The sequence below is a fragment of the Streptomyces sp. NBC_00620 genome (assembly GCF_026341825.1).
Classification (GTDB): domain Bacteria; phylum Actinomycetota; class Actinomycetes; order Streptomycetales; family Streptomycetaceae; genus Streptomyces.
In genome coordinates this window covers 1,485,431-1,506,582 of record NZ_JAPENY010000003.1, presented here as the reverse complement: position 1 = coordinate 1,506,582, position 21,152 = coordinate 1,485,431, and the positions used below count along the sequence as shown (strand labels likewise).

The following is a 21,152-nucleotide window of genomic DNA, read 5'->3' as shown; positions in this document are numbered from 1 at the left end:
GGATCAGCGGGTGCGGATCCAGACCGTCTTCTCCCGGGTCCACTGGCCGAAGGCGTCGGTGGACTTCTCCACGCCGCCGAATCCGGACTGCTTCCAGCCGCCGAAGGGGGTGGTGATGTCGCCCTCGCTGTAGGCGTTGACGGAGACCACGCCCGCCTCGACCCGACGGGCCAGCCGTAGCGCGGTGTCGAGGTCGCGGGTCCACACCGAGGCGGCGAGCCCGTACTCGGTGGCGTTCGCCCGGCGTACCGCCTCGTCCTCCGAGGTGAAGGTCTCGACGGTGACCACGGGACCGAACAGCTCCTTGGTGAGTACGTCGCTGCCGTCGGGGGCGCCGGTGATCACGGTGGGCGGGTAGTAGGCGCCGCGCGGAGGCAGCCCGTCGGGCAGACCTCCGGTGTGGATCCGGGCTCCGCCGGCCCGGGCGGCCTCCACGGCTCCCGCGACCCGGTCGAAGGCGGCGCGGTTGATGAGCGGTCCCATCCGGGTGCGCGGGTCGGCCGGATCACCGACGACGAGTTCCTTCGCCGCGGCCGTGAACCGCTCCACGACCTCCTCGGCGATGTCGCGGTGCACGAGCACACGGGAGCCCGCCGTGCAGTTCTGCCCCATGGTCAGGAACGCGGCCTCGATCATGTCGGCGATGAGCTCGTCGCCGTAGGAGAGCGCGTCGGCCATCAGCACCTGGGGGCTCTTGCCGCCCATTTCCAGTGAGACGCGCTTGAAGTTGCTGTCGGCGGCGGCCTTGAGGATGTGGCGGCCGGTCGAGGTGGACCCGGTGAAGGAGAGCGCCTGGACGAGGGGGTCGCGAGCGAGGGCCGCCCCGGCCTCCCCGCCGTACCCGGGCAGCACCGTGAGCACCCCGTCGGGGAGGCCTGCCTCGGCGGCCAGCGCGGCCAGGTGCAGGGCCGAACGAGGGGTCGCCTCGGCGGGCTTGACCAGCAGACAGTTGCCCGCGGCCAGGGCGGGGCCGACCTTCCAGGCGGTCATCGCAAGGGGGTAGTTCCACGGCAGGATCGCCGCGCCGACCCCGACCGGCTCGCGGCTCATGAGTCCGAGACCGTCGGGCCCGCCCGGCGCGACCCGGCCGAAGACCTTGTCGGCCGCCTCGGCGAACCAGCGGATCGACTCGATCGCGCCCGGTACGTCGCCCGTACGGCACTCCGTGATGGGTTTGCCCGCGTCCTCGCTGTCCAGCCGGGCGAGGATCTCGGCGTCGCGTTCCATCAGGCCGGCCAGGCGCAGCAGTACGGCGCCGCGTTCCCGGATCGGCAGCCGCGACCATGTCCCGGCGTCGTAGGTGAGTCGGGCCTGTTCGGCGGCCTTGGTGACGTCGTCGGCGCTCGCGGCGGGCAGGGTGGTGATCGGCTCCCCGGTGGCGGGGTTGACGATGTGCAGCGTCTCGTTCCTGGTCATGCTTCCTCCACCAACTCCCAGTGTCCGTCGGTCTGTCGGGCCAGTCCGCGGCGGCGGAGTTCCTCCAGATAGCGGGCCATGCCGCGGTCACCTCGCTTGCGGAACAGCGGGAAGATTCTGGGCAGCAGGTTCGGTACGAGCATCGCGAACCGCACCAGACGGGATTCGCCGGGCCGGGGATAGGCCTCCAGGCGTGGCCTGTCCAGCAGACTCACCACCGCCGCCACGACATCGGCGGGCTGCTGCGGCGGGTCCTGGAACTGCATGGAGTTCCCGCCGTCCACGGCCTCTTGACGCAGCATCCTGGTGTCGGTCGCCGAGGGCAGCACCGAACCGGCCAGGATGCCCTTGCTCCTGAGGTCGAGGCCGATGGCGAGCATCGCGCCCCGCAGCCCGAACTTGGAGGCCGTGTAGATCGGGGTCTCGCCCAGCGGGAAGATCCCGCCGAGGGAGACCGTGGTGACCACCCGGGCGTCACGAGACGCCTTCAGCAGGGGGATCGCGATCCGGGTCGCGACCAGCGGGGAGGTCAGGTTGAGGGTGATCTCCCGCTCGATGCTCTCGACGCTGCGGACGTCGAAGCGCTCCGAGCTCGTCATGCCCACGTTGTTGACCAGCACGTCGAGGCGCCCGTAGACGTCGGCGACCCGCTCGAACAGCCGCTCCACCTCGGCGCGTTCCAGCAGATCGCAGCCGATACCCGTGTGCCCGGCCCCTGGCAGCTCAGCGGCCACCTTCTCGGCACGGACCCCGTCGATGTCGACGACGACACAGCGGGCGCCGCCGGAGGCGAAGCGGTGGCACAGGGCGCTGCCGATGCCACCCGCGCCCCCGGTCACCAGCATGACCTTGTCGGCGAAGTCGAACCGGCTCATGCCGTCGCCTCCGCCGTCTCCGTTGCTTCCACGCGGCGCGGGGACCGCACCGGCGGCCGGCCCTCCGTACGCCAGCCCATCCGGCCCGCGACCTTGCCGAGGTACTTCACGAAGGCCCCGCTGTCGACGTAGCCGGTGTGGCGGGGCGAGGCGACGAACTTCAGCCCGCCGGTCAGATCCGGGCGGTCGGCGCGGATCATCTGGCTGAACCGCTCCGCGTTCGGCAGCCGGTGCCGCGCGTCGTACACATACCCGGCGATCAACTGCGCCTGGGTGTCGAAGAGTTGGTACGCGCCGGAGTTGGTCTCGATGAACCCGATGCCGAACAGGCCCAGGTGCTCGCGCGAGAACGACGACAGGTACAGGTCGGGATGCTGCTCGTCACCGAAGTACTTCTGCGCGACCGGCACTTTGTGGACGTAGCCCGTGGCGAGCAGGACGAGATCGAAGTCGTCGCTCGTTCCGTCGGTGAAGTGCACGGTGCTGCCCTCGGCGCGGGCGATCCCGGGCCTGGCGGCGATGTCGCCGTGCTGGAGGTGGTGGATCAGCATCGAGTTGATGGCCGGGTGGGTCTCGAACAGCTTGTGGTCCGGCTTCTGCAGCCCCAGCCGCGTCGGATCGCCGTTGATGATCCGCAGCAGGCCGCCGAAGACCCGCTGCGCCAGCCACATCGGCAGATGCGGCCCGCTGTTGGCGATGGTGTCCACGGGCCGGCCGAACAGGTGCTTGGGAATGAACCAGTACCCGCGCCGCATACTGATCACCGCATGGTCCGCGGTCCGGGCGGCGTCGCAGGCGATGTCGCAGCCGGAGTTGCCCGCACCCACGACCAGGACCCGCTTGCCCCGCAGCTCCTCCGCGCTGCGATAGCCGGCGGTGTGCCCGACCTCCCCGCTGAACTCCCCGGGAATATCAGGGATGTTGGGGTGCCACTGCGCGCCCGTACACACCACGACCTGCCCATGCACGCTTTCCCGCCCGTCGGCCCGGGTCACCGTCCAGGTGCCGTCCGCGTTCTTCTCGACGCCCGCGACCTCGACGCCGAACTCGATCCGGTCCGTCAGTCCGTAGGCGTCGGCGAAGGACCGCAGATACGACAGGATCTGCCGGTGCGGCGGGTAGTCCGCGAAGTGCTCGGGCATCGGAAAGCCGCCGAACCCCGACAAGGTCCTGCTGGAGATGAAATGGGCCGAATCGTACATCGGGCTGCCGGGGTTCTCGATGTCCCAGATACCGCCGGGCCCGGTGTGCCGCTCCAGATGCGTGTACGGCAGATCGCGCTCCGCCAGGGCCCTGGCGACCGCCAGCCCGGCAGGTCCCGCCCCGATCACACACGTATCAAACTGGCTTTCTCTCACGAGCCTGCCTCCTCGTTCATCCCGTTTCACGGGTGTTGGAGGAAACGTATTCACCCGCCGTTCAGCGGGAACTGACCCGCGCGGCCAGGGACCGGACCCCAGCGGCCGCGGCCTTGGCAGCCCGCTGCGGCGGATTCGACTTGTTCGGGCGACTTGTTCGTGGGACTAAGTCGGTATGATGAGGTCATGGCTCACGTTTCCGCGGCCGAGCGCCGTCCTCAGCTGATCAAAGCGGCCATCGACTTCATGACGAGGGAAGGGGTCGCGGCCGGCAGTACGCGTGCCATCGCCGCCGAGCTGGGGGTGGCCCAGGCCACGGTGCACTACACCTTCGGCACGAAGGAAGGGCTGTACCGCGCCGTCATGGAGCAGCTCACGCAGGATCTGGTGGCGCAGGTCGAGCAGGCGGCGCCGACCGACGGCGGTTTCGAGGAGACGGTCGGCGCGCTGGCGGCCGCGCTGTGGCGGACGGTGCGTGAGCAGCCCGCCAGCCATCAGCTCCTCACGGAGCTGATGATGTCCGCGCTCCGCTCGCCCGCCCTGAGAGAGGCCCTCGAAACCCACTACCGGGGGGTGGTCGAGGTGACGGCGAGGCTGATCACCGAGGCGGCGGAGCGTACCGGGCGGCCCCTCGCCCAGCCTGTCGACACGATCGCGCGGTTCTTCCTCGCCGGCTTCGACGGGCTCACGATGCAACGTCTCTCGCTCCCCGACGAGGAGGCCGAGCGCACCTGCCTCGAGGCCTTCGTGTCCGCCGTGGTGGCCATGGCCGACGGTCGGCTGGACCTGGTGCCGGTACCGGTGAGCTGATGCGACGAAGGGCGCACTCGTACGGTACGAGTGCGCCCTTCGCTTGTGGTCAGCCGCGCGCGTTGACGGCCTCGGAGCGAATCAGGGTGTTCAGGCGGGTCATCGAGGCGCGCATGTTCGCGCGCATGCCCGGCTGCTGTATCCGGTCGAGCAGGAGCCCGATCGGGCCGAGGCCGATGACGTATTCCACCTTGTACGTCATCTGCGTGGCGTCCCTCCCCTCCGAGTTCCTGACCGGCAGAAACTCGAAGATGCTGGTCACCTCCTTCAGCGGGGCGAACCCGATCCCGGTGTCGACGCGGCGCCTCAGGGGGTCGATCTCCATCACGGTCCACACCGAGTCGGTGCGCAGCGGGCCGAGGGTGCGGTTGCGTTCGGCGTAGGTCCGGCCGACGGTGGCGATGCCGTGGTGGTCGGTGACCTCTATGGCGCCGGCGACCCATTCCGCGTAGCGGTCGGTGCGGGAGATGACCTCCCAGACCCGCTCTACAGGGGCGTTGATGATGGCGCGTTCGGTGACGTGGAACTTGGTCATGACTGCTTCTCCTTGTTTCTCTCTCGGTCAGCTCTGATGGAGGAGTTCGGTGGCGGCGTGCTCGCCGGAGCGGACCGCGCCGTCCATGAAGCCGTTCCAGTAGGGGGAGAACTCGGACCCCGCCCAGTGCACGCGCCCGAAACTCCGGCCCATCCACTCCCCGTACTCGGTCAGCACGCCGGGGGCGGCGACGGACGTGGGGCCGCCCTGCGTCCACTGCTCGGCGGTCCAGTCCTGCTCGACGTAGTCGACGGTGTCGTAGGCCCGCTCCCCGACGACCTGGGCGAAGGAGCGCAGCACCGCGCCACGGCGCTCGCCCGCCGGGCGGTGCGCCCATTTCCGCCATTCCTTGCCGCCGAGGAATCCCATGAGCACGCCCGGTCCACCGTCGGGCGGGGAATTGTCGAACATCTCGCGGATCGGCGAGCCGCCCCGCAGCAGGCCCATGCCGGAGAGGCCCTCGGCCCGCCAGAACGGTGTGTCGTAGACGGCCACGCACTTCATGAGCGTCCCGAAGGGCAACCGCTGGAACAGCTGGTCCTGCTGCGGCGGCAGCAAGGGGTCCCAGACGATGCGCGAGGCCAGGACCGGCGGTACGGCGACGATCACCCGGCCGGCCCGCCAGTCGCCGGCGTCGGAGATCACGGTGACCCCGTCGGCGTCCTGGCTGATACGGCGCACCGGGGCCGACAGATGGACGCGGCCGTCGAGTTCCTCCGCCAGCCGGGCCGCGACCAGCTGCGAGCCGCCGACGAACCGGCTGTCCTGCGCACCGCCGGAGGTACCGGTGCCGCGCTCCATGGTGCCCGGATGCGTCTCGTCGCCGAAGGTCGAGACGTACCAGAGGCTGAACAGTGCCGACGCGTCGCGCGCCTCGCCGCCGTACGCGGAGTTGAGGAAGATGTTGATCAAGTCGACCGCGTCACCGGTGATTTCGGCCTTGCGCAGCCAGGTCTCGTAGGTCATGCCGTCCAGGTCACGGGCGTTCGGGGCCCGCCACGGAGCCGCCGGGGGCACCTTGCCCGCCGCCTGGCCGATGCGGGCCAGGGCGATGCCCATGTCCGGCAGCGCGAGGAGGTCCGGCGGAGTGTGCCCGGCGAACCGCTTGGCCTTGCCGTCGCGGACGTAGACCCGCTCGCCGGGCACGGCGGCCTCGTACGTGGCTACCCCGACCTCCTTGGCCAGCGCCAGGATGCGGTCCTGGGTCGGGCCGACGAACTGCCCCCCGATCTCGGTCACTTGGCCGTCGCCGAGCTCATGGTTCAGCAGTCGGCCGCCGACGCGGTCGCGGGCCTCCAGGACGGCCACGGACTTGCCTGCCGCGACTAGCTCACGCGCCGCGGTGAGTCCGGCCAGCCCGGCGCCGATCACGACGACGTCGGCCTCCCGACTCCAGCGCCTCTCGACGTTCCGGGTGCTGTGCGTACTGGTCATGGTCACTCCTCGGCTGCCGGCGGTGAAGCGGTCGATGAACAACGTACAGATGACATTGTCGTGTGACAAGGTCGACTGATTTCGTCATCCACTTCTACCGCTTGACCTGCACTTATTGCATGATGGGCAAGGGTGGCGGTCGAGTGACTCGTTCGAGCGACTTGAGCAGGTGATAAAGTCGGCCCACCGACACCGTACGAGGGAGTTCGTCATGGCCGTCCTGCTTCACCGGCTGGGCCACAGCGCCTACCGACACCGAAAGCTCGTCCTGGGGATATGGCTCTTCGTGCTGGCCGCGCTCATCACGTGCGTCAGCGTCTTCGGCGGCAAGCTCGACGACCGCTTCTCGGTGCCGGGCACCGAGTCTCAGCGGGCGTTGGACAGCCTGAGCAAGACCCTTCCGGAAGCCTCGGGCGCGAGCGCCCAGATCGTCTTCACCGCGCCCGAGGGCCACCAGGTCACCGAAGCCCCCTATACGGCGGCCATCGCCGAGGCCGTGGCGGAAGCCGAGCGGGCGCCCCAGGTCGGCGAGGTCGTCGACCCGCAGGCATCCGGCGCCGTCTCGGCCGACCGGACCACTGCGATCGTCCAGGTCCAGTACCCCGTGCAGATCGCGGAGGTCCGTACGTCATCGGTGGACGCGATCGAGGACGCGGCCCGGGCGGCCGAGACGGACGGGCTGCGGACATCGGTGGGCGGTTCCGTCTTCAGCAGCAAGGGAGTTCACATCGGTCCGTCGGAGATCATCGGCGTGGCCGTGGCGCTGCTCGTCCTCGTCGTCACCTTCGGTTCGCTGCTGGCCGCCGGTATGGCACTGCTGCCCGCGCTGATCGGTGTGGCAGTCGGGCTCGCCGGACTGCTCGCTCTCGCGCCCGCGGTCAGCATCTCCTCCACGGCCGTCACACTCGCCCTGATGCTGGGCCTGGCCGTCGGCATCGACTACGTCCTGTTCATCCTCTCGCGCCACCGCCAGCAACTGGCCCGCGGAACCGATCCGAAGGAATCCGTCGCGCTGGCCGTCGGTACGGCCGGAAGCGCCGTGGTCTTCGCCGGCGTCACCGTGATCATCGCGCTCGCCGCGCTGAGCGTCATCGGCATCCCGTTTCTGACGACGATGGGTCTCGGCGCCGCCGGCGCCGTCCTGATCGCCGTACTGGCCGCCATCACCCTCGTCCCCGCCGTCGCGGGATTCGCCGGCTCGCGGCTTGTCCCCAAGCCCGGCAGCCGCGCCGGGCGGCGGGCTGCCGATGCCGAAGGGTCCCCCGATGCCGAAGGGTCCCCCGATGCCGAAGGGTCCCCCGATGCCGAGGGGGCCGTCGATGTCGAGGGGGCCGTCGATGTCGAGGGGGCCACCGCCCGCGCCACCATGGGCACCCGCTGGACGAAGTGGGTCATCGCCAAGCCGCTGCTGACCGTGCTCGCTGTCGCGGGCATCCTGGTGACCCTCACGCTGCCGGCCATGGACCTGCGCCTGGCGCTTCCCGACAACGGCTCCGCGCCACACGCCTCCACCGAACGCAAGGCCTACGACACGATCAGCGACAAGTTCGGTCCCGGCTTCAACGGCCCCCTGCTCGTACTCGTCGAGTCCAACAACGGTACGGCTGGGACGAGTTCACAGGTCGGCGCTCAGGTGGCCCAGAAGCTGGGGACCCTCAAGAACGTCAAGGCCGTCCTGCCGCCCCAGCCCACCAGCGACCCGGCGCAGAGTGTCATCACCGTGCTCCCCGCCTCCGGCCCCGACAGCGTCCGCACCGACCAACTCGTCCGAGACATCCGCGAAGCCGCGCCCGGCATCCGTGACACCACCGGCGCCACGGTCGCCGTCACCGGCACCACCGCAGTCAACATCGACGTCTCCACCCGCCTCAGCGACTCCCTGCTGCCCTTCGTCGCCATCGTCGTCGGCCTCAGCCTGCTCCTGCTGATGATCGTCTTCCGGTCGCTGGTCATTCCAGTCAAGGCCGCCGTCGGCTTCCTGCTCTCGGTGGGCGCCTCGCTCGGTCTGGTCGTCGCCGTCTTCCAGTGGGGCTGGCTGGCCGACGTCCTCGACGTGCCGCACAGCGGTCCGGTCGTCAGCTTCCTGCCGATCATCCTGATCGGCGTGCTGTTCGGACTGGCCATGGACTACGAGGTGTTCCTCGTGTCCGGGATGCGCGAGGAATGGGCCCACACCGGCCGGGCCCGCCAGTCGGTCATCGACGGGGCGCGGCACAGTGTTCGGGTCGTCACCGCGGCCGCCCTGATCATGTTCACCGTCTTCGCCGGGTTCTTCCCCCTGGACGACGCCCTGATCAAACCCATCGCCTTCGCCCTGGCCGTCGGCGTGGCCATCGACGCTTTCGCCGTCCGTATGACGCTCGTACCGGCGGTACTCGCCCTCGCGGGCCGGGGCGCCTGGTGGCTGCCGGCCTGGCTGGACAGGATCCTGCCGGACCTCGACGTCGAAGGAAGCAGCCTCCAGAAGGCGGGACCGGCGGGCTCCGAGGATCCTGAGGTCGTCTCCCTTGCGCCGGCCCAAGGGCGTGGCACCGCGACGGACTTGACCGCGACGCGCTCGACGACGGCGGACTCGACCGCGACGGGCTCGACCACGGCGGGCTCGACCACGACCGGTCGCGGCGAGCGGCGCGAAGCTTCCGGCAGCCGTTGACCCGGTCCGTCGCCCTTGATGGCCGACCACGGCACGCCGCGCCGCGCGGCACCGCACTGCGGTGTCGCGCGGCGCTGTGCTGTGCCATGCGGTCGTGTCGCTTCTACGCCGAGGCCCCCGAAGTCCCTTGCGGTACCCGGCAGTTCACCCGCACCGACCGTCGTAGACGCACCTCAGGTCCCTCAAAGCATTTACTCCTCGCGGGACTCACCGGCTGCTCCAGCGACAACGGGCCGAGCACGGAAGCGAGCGGGAAAGCGACGCTCACCTTCACCTGGTGAGGCAACGAGGACCGCGCGCAACGCACCAACGACGCCAGCTAGGCCCGCACCGCGAAAGGCGAGTTCACCGGCGAGCTGCTGCGCACCGGGGGACTGCCGGTCGACCTGTCCGAGAACACCTCGAAGGGCAAGGCGTTCTGGTTGGAGGCGGTGGCGCGGTGAGGCGCGGGTCCCTCCCCGCCGACGAGTTCCGGACGTCGGCGGGGAGGGACCTGTCGGGTCAGCCTCGGGCGACCGCGATGGCCCCCGAGAGCCTCTCTCCCGCCTCGTAGATCATGTACGGGACGCCGCCGTCGGTGCCGAAGGTCGGTGCCGCGGAGCGCCCGTTCTCGGGAGCCGTGCTGCGGGAGTTGTAGAAGACGCCGAGGTGGCTGCGCTTGCTGAAGTCGTTGCCGACCTCGGTGATCATGATGTCGCCGCCGCTCTCCTTGTCCTTGTTGTAGACGACGTAGGTGCTGCCGTTGCGGTAGAGAAGGTGCGGGCCGCCGACGTTGACGGCGCCGACGTCCCCGTGCCGGATCAGCGGCGTCTGGTCGTAGGTCCAGGTGCGGCCGTCGGCGGACCAACCCCAGTGGATGTCACGGTGGTTGGTGGTGTTGTTGAGCATGAAGACCATCACGTAGCGGGCGCCGCGCGAGGGCAGCTCGTGGCGGAAGACCCGGGCGTACGACGTCTCGTTGGTGCCTGCCGGGAGCATGGACGCCGACAGGACGACCTTGTCGTACGTGAAGTGGATCCCGTCGGCCGAGCGGGCGAGGCGCGTCGTGGTGTTCTCGCCGTGGAAGTACAGCCAGAACTCCTTGGCGTCCTCGTTCCACAGCACGTGGGGGGACGAGACATGGCTGACGGAGTAGTGCGGGGACCACTTGTTGGAGACGATCGGGTTCGACGGGTACTCCGTGAACGGCCCTTCCAGCGAGTTGCCGTAGGCCAGGCAGATCCCACCTGGCGTGTCGTGCGGGGCGTAGTACAGGTAGTAGCGGCCGAGTGGGGAGCTCAGTTTGTCGTAGACGCCTCTGATGCAGGGGAAGATGATCTCGCCGGTCGGGTTGTACTTCAGCTGAGACGGCGTCAGAAGGGTGCGGACGTAGGCGTAGTCGGGGAATCCGCCGGGCGCCGCGGCCGCGGGCTGGGCGCCCAGGGCCGTGCCGACGGTGAGGGCGGCTCCGGTGGCGGCGGTGGCTCGCAGGAAGAGACGCCGGTCGAGGTGCTGCTCGTGCATGGTGGTCTCCAATGCCAGAAGGTGTGCGGCTCAGAGGTAGGTGGCGGCGGTGACGCACAGGCCGCCGAGGGCGACCGCCCAGACGTACGGCAGGGTGCGCACCATGACCTGTTGGGGAGTGACGCCCGCGTACTGGGCACTCCACACGGTCTGTGTGCTGGTGGGGTCGGCGACGCCGAACACCTGGTTGTACGAGGTGGCCATGCCGAGGACGGCGACCGCCGGGTAGATGCCGGTGGCGATGAGGACGCCGGCGATGCCCGCGCCGAGCCCGAACACGTTGAGGGGGCCGCGGTAGAGGCACAGCGGGACGAGGAGCGTGAAGACGAGGACGAACACCACGGGGTTGTGCGGGCTGACGGCCTTGACGAGCGGTTCGAGTGCGTCGACGGCGCCGGGCAGTTTCACGGCCGCGAGCAGGATGCCGATGGCGATGAACAGGACGAGCGGCGGGGCGGCCACCTCGAAACCGCCGTACAGGGTGCGCAGTAGCCGCTTGTTCATCGCGCCGGGCCGGGTCGTGGTGACCAGCGCGTACAGGACGCCCGCCAACAGCGAGGGAATGATGGCGAGTTCGAAGCCCAGGGCGAGAACGAGCGGCACGGCGGGGGCGAGCAATGGGTACCAGGGCGCGTCGCCCAGCTCCTCGCGTCGTGAACGAGGCTTCGTGTCAACGGACTTGAGCGACCAGGCGTGCTCGGTGCCCCGCCTTCGCGTCTCGACGAGGACGAACGCGAGAGCGGCGACCAGCGCGAACGGGAAGAGCTTCACCATGAAGCCGCGCACGGTCGGGATCGGCAGTTCCAGCGCGGTGGAGAAGAACTGCCACAGCGGCAGCTCGAAGGGGATGCCCACGGCGATGCCCATCAGCACCGTGCCCGCGGCGGTCACCTTGGGCACGCCGACGGCGATCATGGCGGGGATTCCGATGATGCCGGCGAGCATGGCGGCGGGTGCCGAGCCGGTCACCGTTCCGACGAGTGCGGACACGGCAAGGACACCGAGGGCCACGATGGTCGGGCGGTCACCGCCGAACTCGACGATCTTGCGGACGAGGGTGCCCGCGATGCCGGTCTCGTCGAGGAGTTTGCCCAGCCAGGAGCCCAGAATGATCGCGATCATGGTGGCGGCCAGGGTCGGCGCGCCTTCCTGGAGGACGGTGTCCAGCACGCTGTTCTTGCCGGTGAGCGGTGCCCCGGCGAGAAAGGCGATGGCGACGGCGAGCAGGGCAAGGGCGAAGGCGGTGGGCAGTCTGCGGGTGAGCATCAGGGCGACACCGGCCGCCATGACGAGAAGGATGACGACACCCATGGGTCACTTCTCTCTTCCGGGCCGGGTGAGTTCCGCGCGCAGTGCGGCGGTGAGGAGCAGGGGGCTGCGGCCGAGTCCGCAGACGGTTCGGGCGTAGGCGTGCGCGGCGACCTCCTCGGCACCGGCGACATGACCGGCCAGGCGGTGGCGTCCGAGGCGCAGCACGGTGTGGTCGAGCGCCTGCTTGAGCGCGGCCTTCGCCGGGCCGTGGTGGAAGTGGGCGTGCACGGCCTCATGGGCCAGGGCGGCGGCGCGCACCGAGCCCGGCGGATACCAGCCGCGCCAGCCGCGGGCGTCCACCAACTCCTCGGCGAGGGCGAGCGTGTCGGTGTAGAGCTCGACCGTCGGGGGCCGTGACGTGTAGCGGGCGAGCAGCATCCGCTCCAGGCCGCCGTCCCGCTCGATCACGCGGGCCGTGGACGGGACGGGGGCGAGCCGGGACCCGAACTCGTCGGCCTTACGGGCCCATTGGCGCAGCAGTTCGCGGTCGCGGCCCTCGTGAGTGGGCGTGGCGGCCAGCAGTCGTACGGCCCATTCGATGTCGTCGACGGACTCGGGATCCATCAACTCCCGCTCCTGGAGGGTGAGTTCAGTGGCCGTCATGACCGCACCTCCAGTACCGCGACCACCGGCTCGTCGGCGGCGCGGGCCCGCAACTCGCTGCGGGCCAGCGCCAGCAGCGGCTGGGGATCGAGGACGCCGGACAGGTCGGCGATGCGGGAGCCGAGCAGCAGCCGCAGGGCGGGAGCGCGCACCCCGCCGTCACCGTACGAGGTGGACTCGCCCACCAGCCGGGCGAGCACCTCCGGGGCGCCGGCCACGGTGGTGGTCTCCACGCGGGCGTCGGCGGCGTGGTGGCGTACGACGCCGTCCACGTCGACGATCCGTATGGGTCGTCGGGTCGGCCGCAGTCGGCGGCGCGTCTCGGTGCCGTAGACGGTGTGGGCGGCGGTGCCCGCGAGGACCTGGACGGCCGCGGGGTCGGTCTTGAGGCTGGCCGCCGCGGCATGGAGCCGCTCGGTGTCGTCGGCGCGGTGGGACCGGTCCTGGGTACGCAGTTCGGTGGCGCCGGTCGCGACCGCGCGCACGGTGTTGGTCTGCGGGTCGACGGTGATCTCGACCTCGACGCCTTCGGCGGCGGCACCCTGGGCGACGACCGCCCGCTCCGCCTCGGCCCGGACGGCGAGGATCTGCTCCTGCGTGGCACCGGGCACGATCCGCTCGACCTGCTCCCGTACGAGCGCGAGGGCGACGCCGATGGGGCTGATGACCTCGTTGTGGCGGGCGATCCGGCCCTCCATCCCGCTGGTGTGGGCCAGGTGCGGGGTGACGGACGCGGCACCGCCGCCTCCGCCGACGAGGACGGCCGTGTCCTTGTCGAGGCGGTAGTCGCGGATCATGGCGTCCACCACCGACTTCACCTGGGCGATGCCCGCGTCGAGGATCCGCGTCGCCGCGGTCGCGACATCGGTGCCGAGATGGGCGGCCAGCGGCTCGATCGCGGCACGCGCGCTCTCGGGGTCGCAGCGGGCGAAGTCGCCCTCGGGGACGCGGCCGAGGGCGTTGGCGGCACAGGTCATCGTGACGGCGAACCGCCCGCCCGCCGCGTCGAGCACGGCGTAGTCGGCGGGGTCGCCGTCCATGGGCCGGACGGTGTCCACCTTGGCGTCGCGCAGCTGGTCGGGGGAGGCGAAGCAGGCGTACGGCAGTCCCGCGATGTGGGCGCTGCGCGGCCCCACGCCCGTCACCCGGCCTTCGCCTATCCGCACCATGGAGCCGCCGCCGACACCGACGGTGCGCACGTCGAGGGCGCTCAGATACGAGGTCTTGCCGAGGATGGTGGCGTGCCGGACGGCGACCTTGCCGCGGCGTACGACGCTGATGTCGGTCGAGGTGCCTCCGGTCTCCAGGAACACGCCCTCGCTCACCCGCTCCTGCATCAGGGCGCCCGCGACTCCGGCGGCCGGTCCCGACAGGACCGTCAGTAGCGGTCGGCGGCGCATCTCGCCGAGCGCCATCACGCCGCCGTCGCAGCGCATGACCATCAGTGGCGCGGTCACGCCGGCCTTGGTGATGGAGGCGTCGACGAGGTCGGCGGTGGCCAGCATGCGGGGCAGGATCGCCGCGTTGACCACGGCGGTGCGGGTGCGCTTGTGCAGCCCGTACAGCGAGGTGATCTCGTGCGCGGCGGTCGTCGGCAGCCCGTACGGCCGTGCCGCGTCCAGGACGGTCTGCTCGCCCTCGGGGCGGTCGACGCTGAACGGCTGGCTGGCGACGAGGACTTGGGCGCCTTCGCCCTTCAACTGCTCGACGGCGCTGCGGACGGCTGCCGTGTCCTGAGGGTCGGTGACATGTGCGTAGACCAGCGGAAGCCTTTTGCCGGGGGCGAGTTCGAGCTTGCCGAACGAGGCGAGGCGGCGGGTGAGTACTGCTGCGGGGCCGGTCCCGATGCCGATCAGTCCGACGGTGGCCACGTCGCCCTCCAGGAGGGCGTTGGTAGCCTGGGTCGTGCCGTGCGCCAGGAAGGCGACGTCGGCCGGGGCGCAGCCGGTCTGTTCCAGGAGCCGGTCGAGCGCCTCGACGATGCCGTGTGCGACGCCGTCCTCGTGATGGTGGCTGGTGGGGACCTTGACCTGCCCCAGGAGTTCGAGGGTCGTGGCGTCCACGGCCACGGCGTCGGTGAAGGTTCCGCCCACGTCGATGCCGACGCGGATGCGGTGTGTGTTCATGTCCGGGCACCTCCTTGTGCTGGATCGGTTCGCGCGGGCGGTCACCGGGCGGGGCGGGTGGAGCCGCCCCGCCCGAACTCCCGTCCACGCGGGGTGTGTTCAGTAGCCGCGTACGTCCGGCCAGTGGCGTTGCACTCCGTCGCGGTCGAGCAGCCGCGCGAACTCCTCGAACCGCTTGTCCTCGGCCTGCACCTGGTGTGGTTCGACGTCCTCGTTGACGCAGTGCGCGGCCAGGGCACCGGCGACCTCGCCGACGTTCCACTCCACCGGGTGGAGCCGGTAGCAGCCGTTGGTGATGTGCGTGGTGCCGATGTTCTTGCCGGCGGGCAGCAGGTTGCGCACCCGGCGCGGCACGAGCGCGCCGAGCGGGATCTCGAACGGCACGGACCCGATGTCGATGTAGTTGTCGCCGCCGGTCGAGGGATGCAGGTCGATGCGGTAGCTGCCGACACCCACCGAGTCACGGTGCCGCGTGCCGCCGTACGGTCCGACGAGGTCGATCGCCACGTCCTGCTCGGTGACGGTGGTGACCGCCTTGATACGGCGGGACTCGCGGACGTACGCCGCCTTGGCCAGGCCGTCCGCCGTGCCGGTCACGTCCGGGCGGATCCGCAGGCCAGGGAATCCGGTGCCGCCGTCCGTGCGCGGCGCCTCGGTCTGCAGCCAGTACAGCAGCGACAGCGACAACTGCCGTGCCTCGCGCAGCGCTTCGGCCTCCTGTCCGATGTACGGCTTGAGCCAGTAGTCGTTGAGCGGCCAGTTGACGAGCGTGATGTCGGAATCGAAGGCGCCCGGGGAGTGCAGCTTGCGGGCGAGGATGCGGCGGAAGCCCCACAGTTCCTTGTCGCCGGCGTCGGCGCTCTGGTCGGCGGAGATGCCGAGCGGGTCGAGGGCCGGATTCGGTACGAAGGTCCGCGGCACCGGCTCCAGCGTGCGCGGATCGGGTGCCTCGAAGCCGAGCAGCGGGCCCGGCCAGAACGAGGGCTGGTAGGTGCGCCAGAAGTCGAAGTCCTCCGGGCGGTCGGTCGTGTGGTCCTCGCCCTCGTGGTGGGAGAGCGCGAAGGTGACGGTGATGCCCTGCTGGTTGAGGGGCTGGGCCTCGTCGGGGGCGTGCGGCTCGTCGAACTCGGCGCGTGCCTCGGCCCCGTTCGCGTGCTCGACGCCCGCGAGGTGGAGGAGTTCGCCCGTCTCGGTGGCGTCCAGGACGTAACGCGCGGTGAGGGTGCGATGCGTCCCGTCGCGCAGGTCCTTCAGGGTCACCGACCGTACGACATCGTTGTCGGACTCGGCGGAGACCGGCCGGTGCTCGGTGAGTACGGTCAGCCGTCCCGCCGCACGGTGGGGCGCGAGCATGCCCTCCAGGACGGCGAGGGCGACCCTCGGCTCGTGGCAGAGCTTGCTGACGCGGCCCGCCCCCGGGTTGAGGTCGGTGAGCGCCAGGGCCTCGGCCCGCAGCGGGTACCAGTGGCGGTAGTAGCTCCGGATCTCCTCACGCAGCCGGCGGTACGAGGCGGTCGTGCCGAACCGCTCGACCCACGGGTGCTCGTCGGGCGGTACGGCCTGGCTGGTGAGCTGGCCGCCGATCCAGTCCGTCTCCTCGGTGAGCACGACGCTGCGTCCTGCCCGGCAGGCGGCGAGTGCTGCGGCCACGCCACCGAGACCGCCGCCCACGACGAGGATGTCTGCTTCGGGTATCACGCTTCTCCTTGCTGCTGGATCGGGTTCATCCGGAGGTTCGTACGGGCCGTGCTCAGGGATGGCTACGCGGCGGTCCTGTTGTCAGACCCGGGCGGAAGACGCAGCTGACGAGCGGCTCCCGCGCCTCCTCGCCCGCGACGAGCGCGGCCAGCAGACGTACGGCCGCGGCGCCCAACTGCGGCCGGGGGATGTCGAATCCGGTGGGTTCGGGTTCCCCCGCCAGGTCGGCGGGCGGGCTGCCGAGCAGGGCGAGAGACACGTCTGCGGGGCAGTCGAGGCCCGCCTCGCGCACGGCGGAGAGCAGGCCCCGCCAGGCCGCCCCGGTGTCGGTCTCCTCCGCGACGAAGGCCGTCACCCCTTCATCGGCCCAGGCACGCAGCCGTTCGGGCGTGAGCTCCCGCTGCGGATCCGCGGACCGGAAGACGGCCGTGGGCCCGCAGGGCAGACCTGCCGCTGCCAGCCCTTCCAGGAAGCCGCGCTGACGGTCCGCCGAGGCGGGCGCGTCGTCGTCCTCGCGGACCAGGACGATCCGCCGATGCCCCAACCCGGCCAGATGGCCCACGACTTCACGCGTGGCCGCGACATAGTCCGCGCCCACCCATGCCACGCCCTCCAACTCCTCGCGGCGGCCCAGGTGCACGACGGGGAAGCCGTCCTCGACCAGCCGCTTCAGCTCCGCCCGGGGTGTGTGCCGGCCGAGGAAGAGACAGCCGTCGGCGAGCCGGACCCGGCTCAGGGCTTCGGGACCCGCGGCTCCCGCGCCGCCGGTGCTCGACCCGGTGAACAGCACCAGGTCGTAGCCGAGCGCCGCCGCCTCTCGCTCCACGCCGACCAGGAAGGGGTAGTACGAGTGCTGCACATCGGTCGGGAACGTGGCGGTGAAGCTGAAGACGCCGAGGAGGTTGTTGCGGGCGGCGGCCAGCCGCCGGGCGGCCGGGTCGGGAACGTAGCCGAGGCTGCGGGCCGCCTCCAGGACCCGTTGGCGGGTCTCCTCGGAGATGACGGGTCCCTTGCCGTCGGGCCTGGCCGAAAGCACCAGGGACACGGTCGCCTGGGACACCCCCGCGAGCCGGGCCACCTCGGCCTGTCGGGGCCTTGACGTACGCCCGGCCGGAGCGGGCGTACGTCCGGGCCGCTTCCTCGGTTCCACAGTGATCTCTCTCCTCCGGGGCAGGATCAGGCGCTGTCTACGGCGCTATTAATGCGTATTACCTAATGCGCATTAACGAGAGACTGTGCACTTCCCCGAGCGGCGGGTCAAGGGTTGGGACAGGGAAAATCAGTCGGTGAGGCCGAGCGCTCCCGCTGCCTGGATCGCCAGCCAGACCTCGGCCAGAGCCCCCGTCGATGTCAGATCACGGTTGGCGAGAGCGCCGAAGCGGCGCAGCCGGTAGGCGAGGGTGTTCGGATGGATGTGGAGCGCCGCGGCAGCCGCGTCGGTACGGCGGTTGCGCTCCATCCAGGTGCGGGCGGAGACCAGCAACTGCGAGTCGTGGGCCTCGTCGTAGCGCAGCACCTCGCCGAGCACGTGCTGGACGAGTGCGGTCAGGACAGCGGGGTCGTCGGGCAGCCACCGGCCCGTCGAGTCGTCGCCGTACCGGACGACGGGGCGGCCCGACTCCACAGCCTTGGAGACCGCCCAGAGCGCCTCGCGCTGGGCGACCTTCAGCGCGGCGCCCGGCGAGAAGGGGCGGCTCATCCCGGCGGCCACGGCCGGCAGCTCACCGACGGCCACCGCCAGCTCCGGCGATCCCAGGACGTAGCGGTCCTCGCCCCAGGTGAGCAGCAGATGGGGATGGTCCTCCAGGCAGCGCAGCAGCGCCTCGTCGGTGGTGTGGCGCACGACGAGGAGCACGGTGTCGCCCTCGATCGAGTGCCGGGCGAGCCGGCGGCGCGCCGCCTCCGGGTCGAGCACCTCCTGCAGCAGTTCGGCCAGCGTCTCCGCGCCCTCGCGGCGCAGCGTCTCGCGCTCGTTGCGCACCATCGCAAGCCGCAGCGCCGCCACGGTGGCGATGTGCTGGGCGACGGCGAGCCCTCCGGGCTGGGCGCCCTGACGTTCGTACGCGACGAGAAAGCCCGCCGGGCCGCCGGGCGCGGGCACCGGGAGGACGAATCCGCCGGGGATCGTCGGTGGGGCGTCGACGGAAGCGGGCAGGACGGCGGGATCCGGCGTGGGAACGCCGGGCAGGAGCGGGCGGCCCTGCGGTGTGCAGAGGTAGACGTCGTAACCCGACAAACGTTCGAGGCGGCGCAGAAGTGTCGGCGTGTCGAGGTCCTCGGCGACCAGCCAGCGCAGCGAGCCGAAGACCTGGAGCTGCGCGCCCAGCCGGTGCCGGGCGTCCTCCTGGGCCGAGGCCGCGACCTCCTGGGCGACAGCGATGAACGGGACGGCGAGCGGCACTTCGAGGACCGGGAAGCCCCGCTCCTCCGCCGCCCGGAAGAACGCGTCGTGCAGCGGGGGCATGTGCAGCTGCGCGGAGAGCGCGAGAGCCGATACCCCGGCGTCGTCGAGCCGCTCCAGATAGGCGCACTGTCCGGCCGCGGTACGGGGGATCGCCAGGCCCGTCGTCATGATCACCTCGGCGCCCAGGAGCCAGGGCGTCGGGTCGGTGAGCTCGCTGGCGTGCGCCCAGGACACGGACCGGCCCAGACCGCCACTGCCGGCTTTCACAGAGAGCTGGAGTGCCGGGAAGGAGAGCAGATCCTCGACGGTGAGTTTGTTGCTGGCCACATAAGACAGCGTACGGCTCTGTGACGGACACAATTGTGGCTGGTCGTGCCGCGGCCACAGACTGGGGAATCGTCCCCAGCATGAACGGAAGGTGGAGCGCCCGTGACGACCTCGATCACCGAAATCGAGACCTACGGTGTCGAGCGGATCCCGGACGCGGACCGCACGGCCCGCCCGATCGATCTGTTCCGCCTCGCCTTCGGCGGCGCCAACACCTTCGCGACCTGTGTGCTGGGCGCCTTCCCGATCCTCTTCGGCCTCTCCTTCTGGCAGGGTCTGGCGGCGACCGTCCTCGGCCTCGTCGCGGGTGCGCTGCTGCTGGCCCCGATGGCACTGTTCGGGCCCACCAACGGCACGAACAACGCCGTCTCCTCCTCCGCGCACCTCGGCGTGCACGGCCGGGTCGTCGGCTCGTTCCTCTCCCTGCTCACCGCCATCGCGTTCTTCTCGATCTCGGTGTGGTCCTCCGGGGACGCGCTCGTCGGCGGTGCGCACCGGCTCGTCGACGTCCCCGAGTCGGACGTCACCTACGGCATCGCGTACGCGCTCTTCGCCGTACTCGTCCTGGCCGTCTGCATCTACGGCTTCCGGTTCATGCTGCTGGTCAACAAGATCGCGGTGCTGGCGGCGTCGGCCCTGTTCGTGCTCGGCGCCTTCGCCTTCGCGGGCGACTTCGACCCCGGTTACGCGGGAGCCTTCGCGTCCACCGCCGACCCGCTGTTCTGGCCGTCGTTCATCGGCGCCGCGCTGATCGTGCTCTCCAACCCGGTCTCCTTCGGCGCGTTCCTCGGCGACTGGTCCCGCTACATCCCGGCCGGGGCCCCGCGCCGCCGGGTGATGGGGGCCGCGTTCCTCGCCCAGATCGCCACCCTGCTGCCGTTCCTCTTCGGCCTGGCCACCGCGTCGATCATCGCGACGAAGGCCGCGAAGTACGTCGACCCGGCCGCCCCCAACTACGTGGGCGGACTGCTCGCGATCTCGCCCGGCTGGTACTTCCTGCCGCTCTGCCTGATCGCTCTGATCGGCGGCCTCTCCACCGGCACGACGGCCCTGTACGGCACGGGTCTCGACTTCTCCAGCGTCTTCACGCGCTTCAGCCGCGTCCAGGCCACCTTCTTCATCGGCGCCCTGTCCATCGCGTTCATCTTCGTCGGCCGCTTCGCGCTCAACCTCGCGCAGTCCATCTCCACCTTCGCCACGCTGATCATCACCTGCACCGCACCGTGGATGATCGTCATGGCGCTCGGCTATGTCACCCGGCGCGGCTGGTACGACCCGGAGGCGCTGCAGGTCTTCAACCGCCGCCAGCGCGGTGGCCGCTACTGGTTCACGCACGGCTGGAACTGGCGCGGCATGTCCACCTGGCTCGTCTCCGCCGTCGTGGCGCTCCTCTTCACCAACCTGCCCGGCCAGTTCGTCGGCCCGCTCGGCGACCTGGCCAACGGCACGGACATCTCGCTGCCCGTCGGCCTCGTCCTCGCGACCGTGCTCTACCTCGCCCTGCTCGCCCTGTTCCCCGAGCCGCGCGCCGTGTACGGACCGGCCGGACCCCGCTTCGTCCGAGCCTCGGACGCCCCCGTGCCGCCGATCACCGGCGGCACCGACGAGACCGTCACCGAGCCCGCCGCGGTCCACTGAGCCCTCGCCCCCCGAAGCCGAACGCCGCGCGTTCATCCACGACCAGGAGCCGTGCATGAGTACCACCACCGTCCAGGAAGTCCGGGCCGCCGCGGACGCGCTCGTCGCCGCCTTCGCCGAGGGCCGCATCGAGGACTACTTCGGCGCCTTCGCCCCGGACGCGACCTTCGTCTTCCACACCACCCCGCAGCGGCTCGGCTCCACGGCCGAGTACCGCGTGCTCTGGCAGCAGTGGGTGGAGCAGGACGGCTTCCGCATCCTCGGCTGCACCTCGTCCGCACAGCTGATCCAGCCCTTCGGCGACACGGCCGTCTTCAGCCACGACGTCGAGACCCGGGTCGCCACCCACGCCGGCGAGGAGACGGTCCACGAGCGGGAGACCATCGTCTTCGCCCGTGCCGACGACGGCGGCTGGACGGCCGTCCACGAGCACCTGTCCGCCCGCACCGCCGCCTGACCAG

16 protein-coding genes are annotated in these 21,152 nt (G+C 70.7%); 4 read left to right on the top strand and 12 right to left on the bottom strand.

What is annotated here, in order from left to right:
- Positions 1-3 precede the first annotated feature (3 nt).
- The 3 genes from OG246_RS37910 to OG246_RS37900 are packed head-to-tail and all read right to left on the bottom strand — an operon-like array spanning position 4 to position 3,649.
- Positions 4-1,416 (bottom strand): aldehyde dehydrogenase family protein, encoded by a 1,413-nt coding sequence (locus OG246_RS37910; RefSeq protein WP_266473496.1) that lies wholly within the window; start codon positions 1,414-1,416, stop codon positions 4-6.
- Positions 1,413-2,291 (bottom strand): SDR family oxidoreductase, encoded by an 879-nt coding sequence (locus OG246_RS37905; RefSeq protein WP_266473494.1) that lies wholly within the window; start codon positions 2,289-2,291, stop codon positions 1,413-1,415. The genes OG246_RS37910 and OG246_RS37905 overlap by 4 nt, the downstream gene beginning before the upstream one ends.
- Entirely contained in the window at positions 2,288-3,649 is a 1,362-nt protein-coding gene (locus tag OG246_RS37900; RefSeq protein WP_266473492.1) for an NAD(P)/FAD-dependent oxidoreductase, read from the bottom strand. The genes OG246_RS37905 and OG246_RS37900 overlap by 4 nt, the downstream gene beginning before the upstream one ends.
- Positions 3,650-3,835: 186 nt before the next feature.
- Here OG246_RS37900 and OG246_RS37895 point away from each other — a divergent pair, with 186 nt between their 5' ends.
- On the top strand, positions 3,836-4,459 hold the full coding sequence (locus OG246_RS37895; protein WP_266473491.1) for a TetR/AcrR family transcriptional regulator: 624 nt from the start codon (positions 3,836-3,838) through the stop codon (positions 4,457-4,459).
- Between the two features lie 49 nt (positions 4,460-4,508).
- On the opposite strand, the gene OG246_RS37890 is transcribed toward OG246_RS37895, so the two are convergent.
- Together OG246_RS37890 and OG246_RS37885 are read right to left on the bottom strand one after the other, a co-directional pair.
- A complete protein-coding gene (locus OG246_RS37890; protein ID WP_266473490.1) occupies positions 4,509-4,994 on the bottom strand; it encodes an SRPBCC family protein in 486 nt (161 codons plus the stop codon).
- Positions 4,995-5,021: 27 nt separating this feature from the next.
- The gene (locus OG246_RS37885; RefSeq protein ID WP_266473489.1) at positions 5,022-6,428 is read right to left on the bottom strand and encodes an FAD-dependent oxidoreductase; all 1,407 of its coding nucleotides are present in this window, start codon (positions 6,426-6,428) and stop codon (positions 5,022-5,024) included.
- A 211-nt stretch (positions 6,429-6,639) separates the two neighbouring features.
- On the opposite strand from OG246_RS37885, the gene OG246_RS37880 reads away from it, so the two are divergent.
- Positions 6,640-9,081 (top strand): MMPL family transporter, encoded by a 2,442-nt coding sequence (locus OG246_RS37880; protein WP_266473488.1) that lies wholly within the window; start codon positions 6,640-6,642, stop codon positions 9,079-9,081.
- A 501-nt stretch (positions 9,082-9,582) separates the two neighbouring features.
- Here OG246_RS37880 and OG246_RS37875 read toward each other — a convergent pair.
- The 7 genes from OG246_RS37875 to OG246_RS37845 all read right to left on the bottom strand — a co-directional run bounded on the left by OG246_RS37875 (position 9,583) and on the right by OG246_RS37845 (position 19,053).
- Positions 9,583-10,584: a hypothetical protein gene (locus OG246_RS37875; RefSeq protein ID WP_266473487.1), complete on the bottom strand. Its 1,002-nt coding sequence runs from the start codon at positions 10,582-10,584 to the stop codon at positions 9,583-9,585.
- Between the two features lie 30 nt (positions 10,585-10,614).
- Positions 10,615-11,895 (bottom strand): TRAP transporter large permease subunit, encoded by a 1,281-nt coding sequence (locus tag OG246_RS37870; protein WP_266473485.1) that lies wholly within the window; start codon positions 11,893-11,895, stop codon positions 10,615-10,617.
- Positions 11,896-11,898: 3 nt separating this feature from the next.
- A complete protein-coding gene (locus OG246_RS37865; RefSeq protein ID WP_266473483.1) occupies positions 11,899-12,498 on the bottom strand; it encodes a hypothetical protein in 600 nt (199 codons plus the stop codon).
- Complete coding sequence (locus OG246_RS37860; RefSeq protein ID WP_266473481.1) at positions 12,495-14,624, bottom strand: hydantoinase/oxoprolinase family protein; 2,130 nt, start codon at positions 14,622-14,624, stop codon at positions 12,495-12,497. The genes OG246_RS37865 and OG246_RS37860 overlap by 4 nt, the downstream gene beginning before the upstream one ends.
- A gap of 99 nt (positions 14,625-14,723) precedes the next feature.
- Positions 14,724-16,322, bottom strand: coding sequence for an FAD-dependent oxidoreductase (locus tag OG246_RS37855; RefSeq protein WP_266473479.1), 1,599 nt, complete (start codon positions 16,320-16,322; stop codon positions 14,724-14,726).
- A gap of 52 nt (positions 16,323-16,374) precedes the next feature.
- Positions 16,375-17,472, bottom strand: a complete 1,098-nt coding sequence (locus OG246_RS37850; RefSeq protein WP_266473478.1) for a LacI family DNA-binding transcriptional regulator — start codon at positions 17,470-17,472, stop codon at positions 16,375-16,377.
- A 129-nt stretch (positions 17,473-17,601) separates the two neighbouring features.
- On the bottom strand, positions 17,602-19,053 hold the full coding sequence (locus tag OG246_RS37845) for a PucR family transcriptional regulator (protein WP_266473477.1): 1,452 nt from the start codon (positions 19,051-19,053) through the stop codon (positions 17,602-17,604).
- A 102-nt stretch (positions 19,054-19,155) separates the two neighbouring features.
- Between OG246_RS37845 and OG246_RS37840 the strand changes: the two genes are divergently transcribed.
- Together OG246_RS37840 and OG246_RS37835 are read left to right on the top strand one after the other, a co-directional pair.
- Positions 19,156-20,691: a cytosine permease gene (locus tag OG246_RS37840; RefSeq protein ID WP_266473476.1), complete on the top strand. Its 1,536-nt coding sequence runs from the start codon at positions 19,156-19,158 to the stop codon at positions 20,689-20,691.
- A 55-nt stretch (positions 20,692-20,746) separates the two neighbouring features.
- Positions 20,747-21,148, top strand: a complete 402-nt coding sequence (locus tag OG246_RS37835) for a nuclear transport factor 2 family protein (protein ID WP_266473474.1) — start codon at positions 20,747-20,749, stop codon at positions 21,146-21,148.
- Positions 21,149-21,152 lie beyond the last annotated feature (4 nt).

What these genes read in the sequence shown, in the direction of transcription:
- OG246_RS37905 (WP_266473494.1), bottom strand. Translation starts at nt 2,291, where the DNA reads ATGAGCCGGTTCGACTTCGCCGACAAGGTCATGCTGGTGACCGGGGGC.
- OG246_RS37910 (WP_266473496.1), bottom strand. Translation starts at nt 1,416, where the DNA reads ATGACCAGGAACGAGACGCTGCACATCGTCAACCCCGCCACCGGGGAG.
- OG246_RS37890 (WP_266473490.1), bottom strand. Translation starts at nt 4,994, where the DNA reads ATGACCAAGTTCCACGTCACCGAACGCGCCATCATCAACGCCCCTGTA.
- OG246_RS37870 (WP_266473485.1), bottom strand. Translation starts at nt 11,895, where the DNA reads ATGGGTGTCGTCATCCTTCTCGTCATGGCGGCCGGTGTCGCCCTGATG.
- OG246_RS37860 (WP_266473481.1), bottom strand. Translation starts at nt 14,624, where the DNA reads ATGAACACACACCGCATCCGCGTCGGCATCGACGTGGGCGGAACCTTC.
- OG246_RS37880 (WP_266473488.1), top strand. Translation starts at nt 6,640, where the DNA reads ATGGCCGTCCTGCTTCACCGGCTGGGCCACAGCGCCTACCGACACCGA.
- OG246_RS37895 (WP_266473491.1), top strand. Translation starts at nt 3,836, where the DNA reads ATGGCTCACGTTTCCGCGGCCGAGCGCCGTCCTCAGCTGATCAAAGCG.
- OG246_RS37885 (WP_266473489.1), bottom strand. Translation starts at nt 6,428, where the DNA reads ATGACCAGTACGCACAGCACCCGGAACGTCGAGAGGCGCTGGAGTCGG.
- OG246_RS37875 (WP_266473487.1), bottom strand. Translation starts at nt 10,584, where the DNA reads ATGCACGAGCAGCACCTCGACCGGCGTCTCTTCCTGCGAGCCACCGCC.
- OG246_RS37865 (WP_266473483.1), bottom strand. Translation starts at nt 12,498, where the DNA reads ATGACGGCCACTGAACTCACCCTCCAGGAGCGGGAGTTGATGGATCCC.
- OG246_RS37835 (WP_266473474.1), top strand. Translation starts at nt 20,747, where the DNA reads ATGAGTACCACCACCGTCCAGGAAGTCCGGGCCGCCGCGGACGCGCTC.